This is a genomic window from Actinomadura sp. NPDC049753 (assembly GCF_040674655.1).
GTDB lineage: Bacteria > Actinomycetota > Actinomycetes > Streptosporangiales > Streptosporangiaceae > Spirillospora > Spirillospora verrucosospora.
In genome coordinates this window covers 61636-76310 of record NZ_JBFARL010000012.1, presented here as the reverse complement: position 1 = coordinate 76310, position 14675 = coordinate 61636, and the positions used below count along the sequence as shown (strand labels likewise).

The 14675-nt window shown below is 70.3% G+C and carries 15 protein-coding genes; 8 read left to right on the top strand and 7 right to left on the bottom strand.

Going from position 1 to position 14675, the window contains the following annotated elements; translation table 11 throughout:
- Positions 1–45: 45 nt before the first annotated feature.
- The 4 genes from AB0K37_RS05720 to AB0K37_RS05705 all read right to left on the bottom strand — a co-directional run bounded on the left by AB0K37_RS05720 (position 46) and on the right by AB0K37_RS05705 (position 4251).
- On the bottom strand, positions 46–1878 hold the full coding sequence (locus AB0K37_RS05720; RefSeq protein ID WP_363975336.1) for an acyl-CoA dehydrogenase: 1833 nt from the start codon (positions 1876–1878) through the stop codon (positions 46–48).
- 117 nt (positions 1879–1995) lie between these two features.
- A complete protein-coding gene (locus AB0K37_RS05715) occupies positions 1996–2448 on the bottom strand; it encodes a MaoC family dehydratase (protein ID WP_363975333.1) in 453 nt (150 codons plus the stop codon).
- Positions 2449–2462: 14 nt separating this feature from the next.
- Positions 2463–3341 (bottom strand): amidohydrolase family protein, encoded by an 879-nt coding sequence (locus tag AB0K37_RS05710; protein WP_363975330.1) that lies wholly within the window; start codon positions 3339–3341, stop codon positions 2463–2465.
- A 4-nt stretch (positions 3342–3345) separates the two neighbouring features.
- A complete protein-coding gene (locus tag AB0K37_RS05705) occupies positions 3346–4251 on the bottom strand; it encodes an SDR family NAD(P)-dependent oxidoreductase (RefSeq protein ID WP_363975327.1) in 906 nt (301 codons plus the stop codon).
- 148 nt (positions 4252–4399) lie between these two features.
- Here AB0K37_RS05705 and AB0K37_RS05700 point away from each other — a divergent pair, with 148 nt between their 5' ends.
- From AB0K37_RS05700 to AB0K37_RS05690, 3 genes are all read left to right on the top strand, one after another.
- Positions 4400–4846 carry a MarR family winged helix-turn-helix transcriptional regulator gene (locus AB0K37_RS05700; protein ID WP_363975324.1) on the top strand — a complete coding sequence of 149 codons (447 nt, stop codon included), beginning with the start codon at positions 4400–4402 and terminating at the stop codon, positions 4844–4846.
- Positions 4846–6342, top strand: a complete 1497-nt coding sequence (locus AB0K37_RS05695) for a long-chain fatty acid--CoA ligase (protein WP_363975321.1) — start codon at positions 4846–4848, stop codon at positions 6340–6342. The genes AB0K37_RS05700 and AB0K37_RS05695 overlap by 1 nt, the downstream gene beginning before the upstream one ends.
- Before the next feature lie 95 nt (positions 6343–6437).
- The gene (locus tag AB0K37_RS05690) at positions 6438–7556 is read left to right on the top strand and encodes an FAD-dependent oxidoreductase (RefSeq protein ID WP_363975318.1); all 1119 of its coding nucleotides are present in this window, start codon (positions 6438–6440) and stop codon (positions 7554–7556) included.
- 178 nt (positions 7557–7734) lie between these two features.
- Here the strand turns inward: AB0K37_RS05690 and AB0K37_RS05685 are convergent, their stop codons facing one another.
- Both AB0K37_RS05685 and AB0K37_RS05680 read right to left on the bottom strand, forming a co-directional pair.
- A complete protein-coding gene (locus AB0K37_RS05685) occupies positions 7735–8160 on the bottom strand; it encodes a nucleoside deaminase (RefSeq protein ID WP_363975315.1) in 426 nt (141 codons plus the stop codon).
- Positions 8157–8969 carry an LLM class flavin-dependent oxidoreductase gene (locus AB0K37_RS05680; RefSeq protein ID WP_363975312.1) on the bottom strand — a complete coding sequence of 271 codons (813 nt, stop codon included), beginning with the start codon at positions 8967–8969 and terminating at the stop codon, positions 8157–8159. The genes AB0K37_RS05685 and AB0K37_RS05680 overlap by 4 nt, the downstream gene beginning before the upstream one ends.
- Before the next feature lie 144 nt (positions 8970–9113).
- Here AB0K37_RS05680 and AB0K37_RS05675 point away from each other — a divergent pair, with 144 nt between their 5' ends.
- Together AB0K37_RS05675 and AB0K37_RS05670 are read left to right on the top strand one after the other, a co-directional pair.
- A complete protein-coding gene (locus tag AB0K37_RS05675; RefSeq protein ID WP_363975310.1) occupies positions 9114–9572 on the top strand; it encodes an Lrp/AsnC family transcriptional regulator in 459 nt (152 codons plus the stop codon).
- Between the two features lie 358 nt (positions 9573–9930).
- Complete coding sequence (locus tag AB0K37_RS05670) at positions 9931–10821, top strand: VOC family protein (protein WP_363975307.1); 891 nt, start codon at positions 9931–9933, stop codon at positions 10819–10821.
- 10 nt (positions 10822–10831) lie between these two features.
- Here the strand turns inward: AB0K37_RS05670 and AB0K37_RS05665 are convergent, their stop codons facing one another.
- On the bottom strand, positions 10832–11308 hold the full coding sequence (locus tag AB0K37_RS05665; RefSeq protein WP_363975304.1) for a MarR family transcriptional regulator: 477 nt from the start codon (positions 11306–11308) through the stop codon (positions 10832–10834).
- 87 nt (positions 11309–11395) lie between these two features.
- Here AB0K37_RS05665 and AB0K37_RS05660 point away from each other — a divergent pair, with 87 nt between their 5' ends.
- From AB0K37_RS05660 to AB0K37_RS05650, 3 genes are all read left to right on the top strand, one after another.
- Positions 11396–12295, top strand: coding sequence for an ABC transporter ATP-binding protein (locus AB0K37_RS05660; RefSeq protein WP_363975301.1), 900 nt, complete (start codon positions 11396–11398; stop codon positions 12293–12295).
- A 37-nt stretch (positions 12296–12332) separates the two neighbouring features.
- Positions 12333–13151, top strand: a complete 819-nt coding sequence (locus AB0K37_RS05655) for an ABC transporter permease subunit (protein ID WP_363975298.1) — start codon at positions 12333–12335, stop codon at positions 13149–13151.
- Between the two features lie 129 nt (positions 13152–13280).
- Positions 13281–14555, top strand: coding sequence for a cation:proton antiporter (locus AB0K37_RS05650; RefSeq protein ID WP_363975295.1), 1275 nt, complete (start codon positions 13281–13283; stop codon positions 14553–14555).
- The last annotated feature ends 120 nt before the right edge of the window (positions 14556–14675 follow it).

Below are 14675 nucleotides of genomic sequence, written 5' to 3'. Positions count from 1 at the left end.
GGGGGGGCCGGCCCCCCCCGGCCCGCGCGCTGTGGGGAGGCCCGCTCAGAAGGACTCCTCGGCGACGTCCATGAGGGCGTTGTCGGTGGACTCGACGACCGCGCGGCGGACGGCGAGTTCGGGCAGCACGGTCCTGGCGAAGTACTGGGCGACCGCCCGCTTGCCCGCGTAGAAGGCCCGGTCGGCGATCGGCAGGTCCCCTTCGTCCAGCCTGGCCAGGGCGGTCGCGGCCTGCCGCAGGAGCAGGTACCCGATCATCAGGTCACCGGCGGCCATCAGCAGCCGTGTGGTGTTCTGGCCGACCTTGTACATCTCGCGCGGGTCGCGCCCGGCGGCGCGCCATTGTCCGAGCATCGCGTCCACCATGCCGTTGACGTCGCCCACGGCTCCGCGCACCGCGGCGGACTCGCGCCACAGCCGGTCGTCACGGACGGAGTCCAGGAAGCCGGTCATCTCGGCCGTCAGGGCGTCGAGCGCGACCCGCTCGTTCCGCGCGATCTTCCGGAAGAAGAAGTCCTGCCCCTGGATCGCCGTGGTCCCCTCGTACAGGGTGTCGATCTTGGCGTCCCGCAGGTACTGCTCCAGGGGATGGTCCTGCAGGTAACCTGAGCCGCCGAACGTCTGCAGGGCGTGGGCGAGCCGCTCGCAGGCGCGTTCGGAGGCGACGCCCTTGACGACGGGCAGCAGCAGTCCGTTGACAGCGCGCGCCGTCGTGACGTCCGCCCCCTCATGTTCTCCCCGGATGACCTCGTCCTGCCGCGCGGCCGTGTAGAGGACCAGGGCGCGAAGACCTTCGGCGTACGCCTTGGTGAGCATCAGCCCGGCACGCAGGTCGGGGTGCCGGATGATCGGGACGGGCGGGGCGGTCCCGTCGCCCTTGCGGGCGAGATCAGCCGACTGGATCCTTGTCCTGGCGAACTCCACGGCGTTCAGGTGGCCCGTCGACAGCGTCGCCATCGCCTTCACGCCGACCAGCATCCGGGTGTGCTCGATGACGTCGAACATCTGGGCGATGCCGTCGTGGACGTCGCCGAGCAGGTAGCCGACCGCGGGTTCGTGCTCGCCGAAGCGGAGCTCGCAGGTGGTGGACGCCTTGAGCCCCATCTTGCGTTCGAGGTTGGTGGCGCGCACGCCGTTGCGGCGGCCGATCTTCCCGGTCTCCGGATCGAACAGGAACTTCGGCACGATGAACAGGGACAGGCCCTTGGTCCCGGGCACCGCCCCCTCCGGCCGCGCCAGCACGAGATGGACGATGTTCTCGCTCAGGTCGTGCTCGGCGGAGGTGATGAACCGCTTGACGCCGTCGATGTGCCAGGTGCCGTCCGGCTGCCGCGACGCCCTCGTGCGGGCCGCGCCGACGTCCGAGCCCGCCTCCGGCTCGGTGAGCACCATGGTGGCGCCCCAGCCTCGTTCGATGATGTGCCGGGCCGTTCCGCGCTGGGAGTCGGTGCCGTGACGATGCAGGACGCCGGCGAACGGTACGCCGGTGCCGTACAGGTGCACGGCCGGATTGGCGCCCAGGACCAGTTCGGAGACGGCCCAGACCAGCGTCCGTGGAGCCGCCGTACCGCCGAGCTCCACCGGCGCCTCCAGGCGCCACCACTCGGCATCCCGAAGCGTGGTGTAGCTCTTCTTGAGAGAGGCCGGCAGCGTCACCGACCCGGTCTCAGGGTCGAACCGCGGCGGACGGCGGTCCGCCTCGCCGAACGAGTCCGCGAGCGGACCCACGGCGAGCCTGTCGACCTCCTCCAGCACGTGGCGGACGGTGTCGCGGTCGAAGTCCGGGAAGGGCCCGCCAGGGCCGACGGGCTTGTCGACACCGAGCACTTCGAACAGGTTGAACTCGATGTCACGGACGTTGCTTCTGTAATGCCCCATGGCGTGAAGCTCCTTGGATCTCAGTAGGGGCGAACAGTGGGACGACCGCGCGCGGCGCGGGCGCGACGGCGGGACGGCCCGGCCACCGAAAGGTGACCGGGCCGCCGCGGCTCGAGATCAGGCCAGGTATCGCAGGACCGGCCGGGCGACGCAGACGGGCCTGCTCTCCCCCTCCGCGCGCATCGTCGCGTCGACGACCAGCTGTACGCCGCCGGGAATGCCGATGACCTCGGCGATGGACGCCTGGAGGCGGACACGGGAGCCGCTCCGCACCGGGGCCGGGAACCGCACCCGGTCCAGGCCGTAGTTGATCTTCGTCGTGACGTGCTGGATCTCGAGCAGCTCGCTCCACAGGGGGATGATCAGCGAGAGCGTGAGGTGACCGTGGGCGATGGTGCCGCCGTACGGGCCGTCCTGCGCGGCGATCGTGTCGACGTGGATCCACTGATGGTCGCCGGTCGCATCGGCGAACGCGTCGATGCGCCGCTGGTCGACGGTGAGCCACCCGCTGTGGCCGAGGTCCTCGCCGACCAGTGCGGCGACCTCGGCGAGTGGGACGGTCCTGGGCATCGGGTTCCCCCTGTTCATCCGGTCAGGCCGAGGAGCCGGCACGCGTTGTGTTTGAGGATCTTGGGCCGGACCTCCGGCTTGATGTCGAGGCGCTCGAAGTCGGCGAGCCAGCGGTCGGGCGTGATGACCGGGAAGTCCGACCCGAACAGGACCTTGTCCTGGAGGAGCGAGTTGGCGTAGCGGACGAGGTTCGGAGGGAAGTACTTCGGCGACCAGCCGGAAAGGTCGATCCAGACGTTCTCCTTGTGGGTGGCGACCGCGAGCGCCTCGTCCTGCCAGGGGAAGGAGGGGTGGGCCATGACGATCGTGAGATCGGGGAAGGTCGCAGCGACCGCGTCGAGCAGCATCGGGTTCGACAGCCCGAGCCTGATCCCCCCGCCGCCGCGCAGCCCGGCCCCGATGCCGGTCTGGCCGGTATGGAAGACGGCCGGGACGCCCTGCGCGGCGATGGCCTCGTACAGGGGGTACACGGCCCGGTCGGCCGGGTCGAAGCTCTGCAGGCTGGGGTGGAACTTGAAACCGCGGACACCGTACTCGCCGACGAGCCGGGGCACCTCGTCGACGGCGGCGCGGCCGCGAGCGGGGTCGAGGCTGGCGAAGGGGATCAGAACGTCGGGATGCCTGGCGGCGGCCTCGGCGACGAACTCGTTGGCGATCGGCGGGTGGCCGGTCGCCGCCTGGTGGTCCACGGTGAAGACGACCGCCGCCATCGCCCGGGCGCGATAGGTGCGGGCGATCTCGTCCACCGTCGGGGTGCGGTGGTGCGACTTGAAGTACGCGGCGGAGGCTTCGAGCAGCTCGCCGCCCATCGAGGTGTGACCGGTGTCGTCCACCTCGACATGGACGTGCACGTCGATGGCGGTGGCGGCGGCGGTGTCGATCTGCGCGGGCATGGGATCACTCCTGGGGTTGGGGAAGCTGCTCGCCGAAGGTCTGGAGGTGGGGCCGGAGCGCGGTGCTCCAGACACCGGCGAGGTCGTCCGCACTCCAGCCGCCGGTCGCGTAGGCGGCGCTGATCTGCTGCGGGTGGGACCAGACGCCCACCCGGTCGCCGCCGATGCCGATCGCCTGCCCGGTGATGTCCGCGGCCGCGTCCGAGGCGAGGAACGTCACCAGCCCGGCGGCGTCCTGCGGCGTACCGAGACCGAGCGTGCGACGTACGTAGGGCGGGAGTTCCGCGCCGCTCTCCAATGCCTCGACATGGGCCTTGAGGAACGGGACCGACCTGGTCATCGCCGTCGCGGCGACGGGGATGACGGCGTTCACCGTGATCCGCGCCCTGGCGAGTTCCATCGCCCAGGTACGGACCATGCCCACGATTCCGGCCTTGGCGGCGGCGTAGTTGGTCTGGCCGAAGTTGCCGCGCTGCCCGGTGGGCGAGCCGACGCAGATGATCCGACCGCCCTCGCCCTGCGCGCGCATCGCGATGGCGGCCGCCCGAACGCACGTGAAGGTGCCCCGCAGGTGGACGTCGATGACCGCGTCGAAATCCTCGTCCGTCATCTTCCACAGGACCGTGTCGCGCAGCACCCCCGCGTTCGTGACCATCACGTCGAGGCGGCCGTACTCGCCGGCTGCCCGGTCGACGAGTGCCTGTGCGGCCTCCGAGTCGCCGACCGGGGCGGCCTCGGCCACCGCGATGCCGCCCTCCCCCCGGATCGCCTCCACCGCGGCCTCGGCCGCCGCGGCATCGACATCGTTGACCACCACGCGGGCCCCGCCCCTGGCCAGGTCCCGGGCGTAGGCCAGCCCTAGCCCAGCGCCGGCGCCGGTGACGACGGCGACCCTTCCAGCAAGATCCATTGCTTCTCCTTCATCGCCGGTGGACGTCCGCGTCCGCGCGGTTCGTCCCCTGGACGGTACGCGAAGGTAGATGATAACTTCAATTATTGTCTTCATCATCGTTCTGAAGGGCGGACGGATGACGGTGCCGGAACTCCAAGAGGTGGATTTGACCGGAGACGTCGGTTTCCTGCTGGCTCGAACCAGCGGGCTCATGGTGCGGATCACCAACGCCCACCTGGCCGATCACGGCCTGCGGGTCCGGCACTTCTCCGTCCTGTCCTACGTGTGCGACCGCGACGGGGCCTCACAGCGCCAGATCGCCGCCTACCTGGGCCTCGACCCCAGCCCGGTGGTCGCGCTGGTCGACGCGCTGGAGGCCCGCGGACTGATCGAGCGTCTGCCTCACCCGGGTGACCGGCGCGCGCGTCTGGTCGCGCCGACGCCGCAAGGCCGGGAGATGCGCGACCAGGCGAGGAAGGACGTCACGAAGGCACGGCAGAGGTTCCTGAAGCACCTGTCCCCGGAGGAACGCGATCTGCTGCTGGACATGCTCCAGCGGCTGGCCTTCACCGACGCCGGGGAAGGCACTCCATCCGACGGAGGGGACTCCTGATGCGCGACCACGGCCTCGGATCATGGCCGGCCCGGCGGGCGCGCAGCCGCCCCGGCCGGCCCGCTCTGCTGAGCGAGCACGGCACCCTCACCTACGCCGACCTCTTCGCACGCGTGACCGCGCTCGCCCACGCGCTGCGGGGCCTCGGGCTCGGCCGCGGCGACCGCGTCGCCTACCTCGGCCCCAACCGGCCGTCCCTCGTGGAGAGCATGTTCGCCGCCCACACGCTCGGCGCCGTCTTCGTCCCGCTCAACACGAGGCTGGCGACCGCAGAGGTCGACCACCAGCTCCAGGACTGCGGGGCGTCGATACTGATCTACAGCGCCGAAAGCGCCGACGTGGTGGAGCGGCTGACGGCAGCACCGCTCCTGATGGCCGTCGACGGCGGCGCCGGGAGCGGCCACGACTACGAGGAGAGCCTCCGAGCCGCGCCCACCGACCCGATCGACGAGCCCGTCGGGCACGACGACCCCGCGCTCATCCTCTACACCTCGGGCACCACGGGCAGCCCCAAGGGGGCGACGCTGACCCACGGCAACGTCATCTGGAACTGCCTGAACACCCTGGTCGAACTGGACCTCACCAGTGACGAGGTGACGCTGGTCAGCGCGCCGCTGTTCCATGTCGCGGCCCTCAACATGACCTTGCTGCCGACCCTTCTCAAGGGCGGCGTCGCCGTCCTCATGCGCGGCTGGGACCCCGACGCCTGCTTCGACCTCGTCGAACGGCACGGCGTGACATGGATGTTCGGGGTGCCCACGATGTTCGCCGATCTGGCGCGCTCACCCCGGTGGCGCACCGCCGACCTCTCGTCCCTGCGCTCCCTGCTGGCCGGAGGAGCACCGGTGCCGCTCCAGCTGATCCGCACCTACCAGGAACGCGGACTGGAGATCCTGCAGGGATTCGGGCTGACCGAGGCCGCGCCGGGCGCGCTCATCCTCAGCGCGGAGATGAGCACGGTCAAGGCCGGATCCGCCGGCGTCCCGCACTTCTTCAGCGACGCGCGGCTGGCCCGCCCGGCCTCGGCCGGAACGGAGGCGGACGACGCGGGCGAGATCCTCGTCGAGGGGCCCACCATCATGCCGGGCTACTGGGGCCGCCCCGACGCCACCGCCACCGTGCTCTCCGAGGACGGCTGGCTGCGCACCGGCGACGTGGGGCGCATGGACGATGACGGATACTTCTACATCGTCGACCGCATCAAGGACATGTACATCTCCGGCGGGGAGAACGTCTACCCGGCCGAGGTGGAGTCGCAACTCCTGGAACACCCGGACGTCGAGGAGTGCGCCGTCATCGGGATCCCCGACGACCGGTGGGGCGAGGTGGGCTGCGCCTTCGTGCGGACACGGCCCGGCGCCTCGCTCGACCGGGAAGCGCTGACCGCCTTCCTCACCGGCCGGCTGGCACGTTACAAGATCCCCCACACCGTCCGCTTCGTCGAGGACCTGCCCCGTACCGCTTCAGGAAAGGTCCACAAACGGGCACTGCGGTGACGCCGTCCCGAGATCACGCGCCGCGGGCCCGGCAGTGGACCCGCCGGCCCCCAAGGCAACGCATGCACCCCCGAACACGACCAGAAGGAGTCCCCATGTCCGGCATCGTCATCATCGGCGGCGGCTTCGCGGGAATCTGGAGCGCCGCTGCGGCCGCCCGGGTTCGCGGCGACACCGATCTGAACATCACCCTGGTGGCGCCCAACGATGACCTGGTGCTGCGACCGCGGCTGCACAGACTGCTTCCCGACTGGTCGCGCGTTCCGCTGAAGCGTTTCCTGGAGCCGATCGGGGTCTCGCACCTGCGCGCCGCGGTGACCGAGATCGACACCGATGCCCACCGCGTCGTCGCGGACGACCGGCCGCTCACCTACGAGCGGCTGGTGGTGGCCGCGGGCAGCCGCCTGAGCCGCCCGGCGATCCCCGGCTCCGAACTGCTCTTCGACATCGACACCGCCGAGGGTGCGGCCCGGCTGGCCGGCCGGTTGCACGGAATGAGCGGGTTCCGGGCTGTTGTCGTGGGTTCGGGGTTCACCGGTCTCGAGATCGCCACCGAACTGGCGGAGCGGGGAGAGGTGGTACTGATCGAGCGGGCCGACACGGTCGGGCCGGACCTGGGCCCCGGGCCCCGTCCGGTGATCGAGGCGGCCCTCACGGCACTCGGCGTAGAGGTCCGGCTCGGCACCACCATCACGGCCGTGGACGAGACGGGTGCGCGCCTCCTCGACGGCACCCGCCTGCCGGCGGAGGTCGTCATATGGACGGGAGGCATGCGCGCCAACCTGTTGACCGCGCAGATCCCGGCCGAACGGGACCCGCTGGGCCGCCTGCCGGTCGACCGCCGGCTGCGCGTCCAGGGCGACGTGTTCGCCGCCGGCGATGTCGCCGCGGCCGTCGCCGACGGCACGGGACGCCATGCACTCCAGAGCTGCCAGTTCGCCACCCCCATGGGCAAGGCCGCGGGGCACAACGCCGCCGCCGACCTGCTCGGGGCGCCCCTGGTGGACTTCACGCCCGACCCGTACGTGACGTGCCTGGACCTCGGTTCCGCCGGGGCCGTCTTCACCGCGGGCTGGGACCGCCAGGTGCAGCTCGACGGAAAGCAGGGCAAGGAGGTGAAGGACACGATCCTGGACGTCATCCACCCTCCGCTCGACGACGCGGAGGAGATCCTCCGGCAGGCCGGGCAGCAGAGCAACGGTGTGAGCGGCTGATCGAGAAGTTTCTCCGACGGGAGCCCGGGCCCGGCCCGACGGTCAGGCCCGCCTCGTCCACGACCGCGGCCTTGCTGTGCTAGCGCGTCTGCCCTGGTTGGCCGGCGCTGGACCGGCCAGTGGTCGTTGGGCCGGATCTGCGGGGAGAAATGCTCATCCGTGTCGGCCCTGTCCCCCGTCAGCGGTAGAAGCTGTCAAGCGGGATGCGCGCCTCCTCGAACAAGGCCGGCCCCTCCTGGGGCACCTGCGGCCAGCCGCCGCCCGGCTTGAGTGTGGCCAGCTGTTCGTTGGACAGTGCGTACACCACGCGCCCGAGCCCGGACCGCTCGATGCCGCCTCTGCACATGTCGCAGGGCTGGCAGCTGGTGTACATCGTGGTGGCCGCCGCGACGGCCGGGTCCAGCTCGCGGGCCGCCCATCGGGCCAGCTTCAGCTCCGGATGGGCGGAGATGTCGCCCTCGCTGGTGACCGTGTTGTGCTCCTCGGCCAGCACGTCACCCTCCGGTCCCACCAGCAGTGATCCGAAGGGGGCGTCCCCGCTCGCGCAGGCCTTGGCGGCCAGCCCGATGGCCCTGCGCAGGAAGTTCTCGTCTTGAGGTGTCACTGTGATTCCCCTTGGTGAGTCGAGTGTGTCCAGCGGTCGGCCACGGTCGCCAGCGCCTGCCAGGCCCTGTTCGGTGCGAGCGTCTCCGCGGGGTCCTTGTCGAACGGGTCGAGCACAACGGTGTCGGAACCGAGGAGCCGCAGCTCTTCCAGGTCCTGGAGGACCTGGTCGATGGTGCCCTCGCCGGCGCGCCGTTCGGGGCCCGTTACCGGGAGGTCGGTCAGCCGCAGAACGATGCGGGGTACCAGGGCGGGCACAGGCCGTTCCGACGCTTGCGCGATGGCCTTCATGCGGTCCACCGCGCTCCGCAACCACGGCAGGGTCATGCGAAGGGGATGCCAGGCGTCACCGAGGTGGACCGCCCGGCGCAGGCCCAGGTCGGTGTTGCCGCCGACCCAGATCGGTATCGGCCCGCTGCGGTAGTCGTCCTCGTCCGCCCAGGCGGTGCGCATTGCCCGCAGGTGATCGTCGGTGAGCCGTCCGCGTTGTTCGAACGGCACCCCGAGGGCGTCGAACTCCTGGCGCGCCCAGCCGACGCCCACGCCGAGCACCAGGCGGCCGTCGCTGAACCGATTGAGGTTCGCCGCCATCCGGGCCATGAGGAGGGGGTGCCGGTACGGCACGATGAGCACCGAGGTGCCGAGAGCGACCCGTTCCGTGACGCCGGCCAGCCACGCGAGGGTGGTGAAGGGCTCGTAGAACGGAGCCGGATACTGCTCGGCGACGTCGGGCGTCACCACGACGTGGTCAGAGATCATCAACAGGTCGTAACCGAGCGCCTCCACGGTCTGCGCCCAGCGCCGCAGCACGGCCGGAGCCGTCCCCGGCCCGAAGTTCGGAACATTCACTCCAATGCGCACAGGATGACGGTACCCAGCCGATCACTGGATTCTGAAGGCAGTTCTCACGGTGCTCGCCCGCGGTCGCCGTGAAAACGACGGTACATTCGGCGTATGACCGAGGATCTGGACGTCACCGACTGGGCGATCCTGGTGGAGATCCAGCAGGACGGCCGCATTCCCCTCACCGAGCTGGGCCGCCGGGTGAATCTCAGCGCCTCGGCGACCACCGAACGCGTCAGGCGGTTGGAGGCGGCGGGGGTCATCGCCGGCTACCGGGCCGACATCGACCTGGCGAAGGTCGGATTCACCGTGCTGGCCGTCGTGCGCCTGAAGTATCCCGGCAGCCGGCATGAGCCGCTGCGCCGCCTGCTCGGCGAGCGCATGGAGATCCTCGAATGCCTGCGCACCACCGGCGAGGACTGCTTCACCCTGAAGGTGGCGGCGGGCTCCATGGCCCACCTCGAACAGATCGTCGACGAACTCGCCCAGTTCGGCAGCACCACCACCAACGTCGTCTACAGCCAGACCCTGCCCTACCGAGGCCCGCGTAACGCCCCCGGTCATCCTTAGGCAAGCATCACCAGCTCCGGCTCACGGAGAGAACTTCCGCAGCCAGTGCCCGGGCGCTTCGATCACGTCGGCCGACAGCTCGCCCGTGTCGAGTTGCAGGTCGCGCTGCCGGCGCTGGTCACCAGCGCTCCCCGCGTGCGCCTCGCGGTTCCGGCGGAATGACGCGCGAGTTGGGCCAGGCCGTCATCGCGGGGGTTGGACGGCCGGGCTGATCGCCGCCGACGGGTCGGCCTGGTGACCGTGCCGCCGACCTTCCAACAATCGACGTTGAACCATTTTACCCCTTCTAAACCAGGGCTTTGTTGAAGCATCTGCAGCCCCTCTGCATAAAGTTACGTTTTTAAGGGGGTGTGTTGATATGCCGGACGTTGATGAATATCCGCCAGGCTGGCCCGCATGGATCGAGCTGGCCACTCCGGACGTGGAGGGGTCCAGAAGGTTTTACTGCGAGCTGTTCGGGTGGGGCGTCTACGATGTGACGATCCCGGGCCTGACCGACCTGTCCATGTTCACGCTCGGCGACCTGGGCCCAGAGGTCCTCGGGATGCAGCCGCTCGCCGACAGTGCGCAGTATCCCTCCTGGCTCTGCTATTTCCGCGCCAGCGATCTCCACGGCACCGCACAGGCGGTGCTGGACGCGGGCGGTCACGTACTGTCAGACCCCATCGATGTCGCAGACCTCGAACAGCTGGCGATGTTCGGCGACCGCGAGGGAGCCGATTTCGCCGTGGTGCAGCCCCGGCGCCTGCACGGCGCGGCGGTCATCGATGAGCCCTCCGCCGTCTGCTGGGTCGAGTTCGCCTGCCGGCGGCCCGGGCAGGCGCGCACGTTCTACGAGCAGGTGTTCGGTTGGCAGGCTATGGAGCGCCGTTTCCGCGACCGCCCCGTCACCGCCTGGCAGGTCGACGGAAACGTGGTCGCAAGCGTGATCGAGATGGACGAGTCGTTTCCGGCGGGCTACCCGCCCCACTGGTTCCCCTGGATATGGGTCGAGGACTGCGACGCCACGGTCAGCCGGGCCGCGGACCTGGGCGCCAGCATTCGTTTCGGCCCGACCGACGAGGAACAAGTGGCAATGGGGCGTATGGCGTTCATGACCGATCCCGCAGGCGCCCGCTTCGCCGTCATCACCCCGCACGGCGACTGGATGGGCAACAGGCTGCATTCCATGCCGCACTTCCCGCCCCCTGCGAGCCGTCAGAAGCCGTGGCAGAAGCTGCTTGGCGCCCGGCCCCGCCCGCGACGATAGCCTCGGACGGCTAACCGTCTGAGCCGGCCGTGGTGCGGTCGACGCGTTCCGTGCGCCACCGTTCGATCAAGGCGGGCATCTCGCGGAACATGAAGCTGTAGAAGTCACGCATCTCCTGCAGCCGGCGGGCCGCGTGGCTGCCGTCCCCGGCGGCGGCGATGCCCCGGTCGGCGGCCTCGAACATCGCCTGGACCATGCCGTTCTGGGACGACATCAGAGTTGCCCAGGCGCCCTCGCGCACCCGGTAGTGCTCGCGCCGGCTGCCCGGCGCGGGGACGCGTTCGATGAGTCCGACGGTGGACAGCATCTTGATCGCTCCGGACACGGCGCCGGAGCTGATGCCCAGCCGTTCGGCCAACTCGGGTGCGGTGATGCTGTCCTGGTCGGCGAACATGAACGCCGCCAGGACCCGCGCGGTCGCCTTCTGCAGGCCGCCCTGGGACAGCACCAGTGCCAGGTGCTCGGCCGCCTCCGTGGTGTCCGCCAACCTCGTCCCCCTTCTTGTTTCTCAGGGTCGAATCCTAACAGCTCCGAATCTTCAAAATTCTCTGAAAGTTCTGATAGCTTCTGCGTCGTGAACACGGCGATCGAGCTCACCGAGCTCACCAAGACCTACGGCACCCGCCGCGGCCTGCGCGGCCTCACCCTCCAGGTACGGGCCGGGGAGGTGTTCGGCTACCTGGGCCCCAACGGGGCCGGGAAGTCCACCACCATCCGGCTGCTGCTGGACCTGATCCGGCCCACCTCGGGCACCGCCCGCGTGCTGGGCCTGGATCCGCGCGCCGACGCGGTCGAGCTGCAGCGCCGCATCGGCTACCTGGCCGGCGACTTCGTCGTGGACGGCCGGCAGAAGGCGGGCGAGTGCCTGATGTTCCTGGGCAAGCTGCGCGGCGGCGTCTCCCCGCACCGGATCGCGGCGCTGGCCGATCGGCTGGAGCTGGACCTGTCCGCCCGTATCAAGACCCTGTCCAAGGGGAACCGGCAGAAGGTGGGTCTGGTCCAGGCGTTCATGCACCAGCCCGAGCTGCTGATCCTGGACGAGCCGACCTCCGGCCTGGACCCCCTGGTGCAGCAGACCTTCCTGGACATGGTGGCCGAGGCGCGAGCCGACGGGCAGACGGTGTTCATGTCCAGCCACATCATGAGCGAGGTCGAGGCGGTCGCCGACCGCGTCGCCATCATCCGCGACGGCGAGCTGGCCGCTCTGGACACCGTCGCCGAACTGCGCTCCCGCTCCTTCCTGACAGTGCGGATCACCTTCGCCGACCCGGTCCGAGCCGAGGACTTCGCCGCCCTGCCCGGCGTCACCCGAGTGACCACCGAGGGCCCCACGCTCAGCTGCCGCGTCGACGGCTCCCCCGACGCACTGGTCAAGGCCGCCGCCCGGCACACCGTCACCGCCCTGCGCGCCGACACCCAGGACCTGGAAGAGCTCTTCCACGCCTACTACACCGGTGCCTCCAGCGCCGCCTGACCCACCCTCGCCATCACGTCCCCGAAAGGGCGGCACCATGACCACCCCTGTCCCCGGCACATCCGGCCCGGCCCGCGCCTTCAGCGGCTCGATCTTCACCAAGACCCTGTACGACAACCGCCGCGTCTTCACCGCCTGGGCCGCCGCCACCGGACTGCTGGCGATGATGTACGGCAGCTTCTACCCGCAGATCTCCGCCGACTCCATGGCGAACGTCCCGGAATCCATGCGAGGCTTCGGCCTCGACGACGTCTCCAGCGCCGCCGGCTACCTCCAGGGCGCCGTGTTCGGCCTGCTGGTCCCGCTCCTGGCGACCTTCTACGGTGCGGCGACAGGAGCCCGGATGGTCTCCGCCGACGAGGAGTCCGGCTACCTGGACCTCCTGCTGGCCCACCCCGTCGGCCGCGTCCGCCTGCTGCTGCACCGCTTCGCCGCGCTGGCCACCGGCGCCGCCGTCATCGCCGCCGTGGTCCTGGCCGGGATGACGGCCATCCGCTCCAGTGCCGACCTGGACGCCATCAGCCTCGGCCACTTCACCGCCCAGGCGATCAACCTGGCCCTGCTCGCCACCGTGTTCGGAGCACTCGCCACCGGTCTCGGCGCCGCCACACGCAAGAGCCGCCCCACCGTCTTCGGCATCACCGCCGGGGTCGGCGTCGCCGCCTACGCCCTGCACGGCTTCGCCCCGCAAATCGGCGCCGCCTGGCTCCGCAACCTGACCCCGTACCAGTACTACATCGGCGGCGAACCGCTGAAGAACGGCCTCCAGCTCGCCGATGCCGCGATCCTGACCGCAGCCGCGGCCGTCCTCATGACCGTCGGAGCCTGGCGGTTCACCCACCGCGACCTCGGCTGATCCTCGGCCGGCCAAGGCCGTCCGGGGGTGCCGTGTGGAAAGCGCGCTCGGATCCGCGTTAGGGTCATTGGCTGGTGAGCCGGGAAGTCTGGTCGGCGCTGCGTCCGCCATTCCCGAAAGAGCCCCGGTATGCCCAACCTTCTGCTCGCCTTCTCCGCAATGCTGCTGCTGGCGGTCCTGGTGTCCAGCCTCGCGCACCGCACCGTGCTGTCGACGGCGGCACTGTTCCTGGTCGGAGGGTTCCTCCTCGGCGACGGCGTCACCGGGGTGATCGCCCTGAAGCCGGGCGACACGCTGGTGTCCGAGCTGGCGGAGCTGGCACTGTTCGCGGTCCTGTTCACCGACGGCATGCACGCGGGCTGGCAGGACCTGCGCAGCGCCTGGCGGCTGCCCGGACGCGCCCTGGGCTGGGGCCTGCCGCTGACCCTGCTGGTCACCGCAGTGCTCGCGCACTACGTCGTCGGCCTGGGATGGGTGCAGTCACTGCTGATCGCGGCCATCCTCACCCCCACCGACCCCGTGTTCGCCGCCGCGCTCGTCGGCAACGACAAGGTCCCGCCCCGGCTGCGGCATCTGCTCAACGTCGAGTCGGGCGTCAACGACGGGCTCGTCCTGCCGTTCGTGGTGCTGTTCCTGGCGATCGCCCAGGGCGAGGAGAACCTCCACCTGGGCGAACTCGGCGCCGAACTCGCCGGCGGCCTGGCCATCGGCGTGGCGATCCCCTGGGCGGCGATCATGCTGGTGCGCACCCGGTGGTTCGCGATCTCGCCCAAGTACGAGCCGCTGAACGCCGTCGCGATCGGGCTGCTGGTGCTCGCGACCGCGCAAGCCACGCACGGCAACCTGTTCTTGGCAGCGTTCGCCGCCGGGGTCACCGTCGCGACCGTCGGGCACCGGCACCGGGAGTCCTTCGAGCAGTTCGGTGAACTGGTCGCCGAACTGCTCAAGCTCGCCGCGCTGCTGGTGTTCGGCGCGCTGCTGTCGCCGGCGTTCCTCGGCGACGTCGGCTGGACCGGCTGGGCCTTCGCCGTCCTCGCCCTCGTGGTCGCCCGCCCTTTGGCGATCTGGGTGTCGTTCCTGCGCTCCGGGCTGACCGCGCGCGAGCAGGCGGCGGTGATGTGGTTCGGCCCCAAGGGCTTCGCCTCGGTCGTCTACGGGCTGCTGGTCCTGGAGTCCGGCATCCCGGCGGGTGAGAAGATCTTCCACCTGGTCGGCGTCACCATCACCCTGTCGATCCTCGCGCACTCCTCCACCGACATCGTCGTCGCCCGCGGCTTCGACGACCAACGCGAAGTACCGGCCTGGTTCGAACGCACCCGCACCCGCATCAGACGTCCCGGAACCGCCGGCAAGGCGCAGGACGAACCCCCGCCACCATCGCGTTCCGAGGACCGTCCGCAATGACCAGGAGCCTTCTCGGCAGCCGCCGCCATCGTCGTCGCCTCTCCTGCCGGGGACGATGGTGATCGTCTAGTGCTGCGGCGATCGTGTCTGGGCCGCCAAGCGCGCCCGAGATCTGAGCCC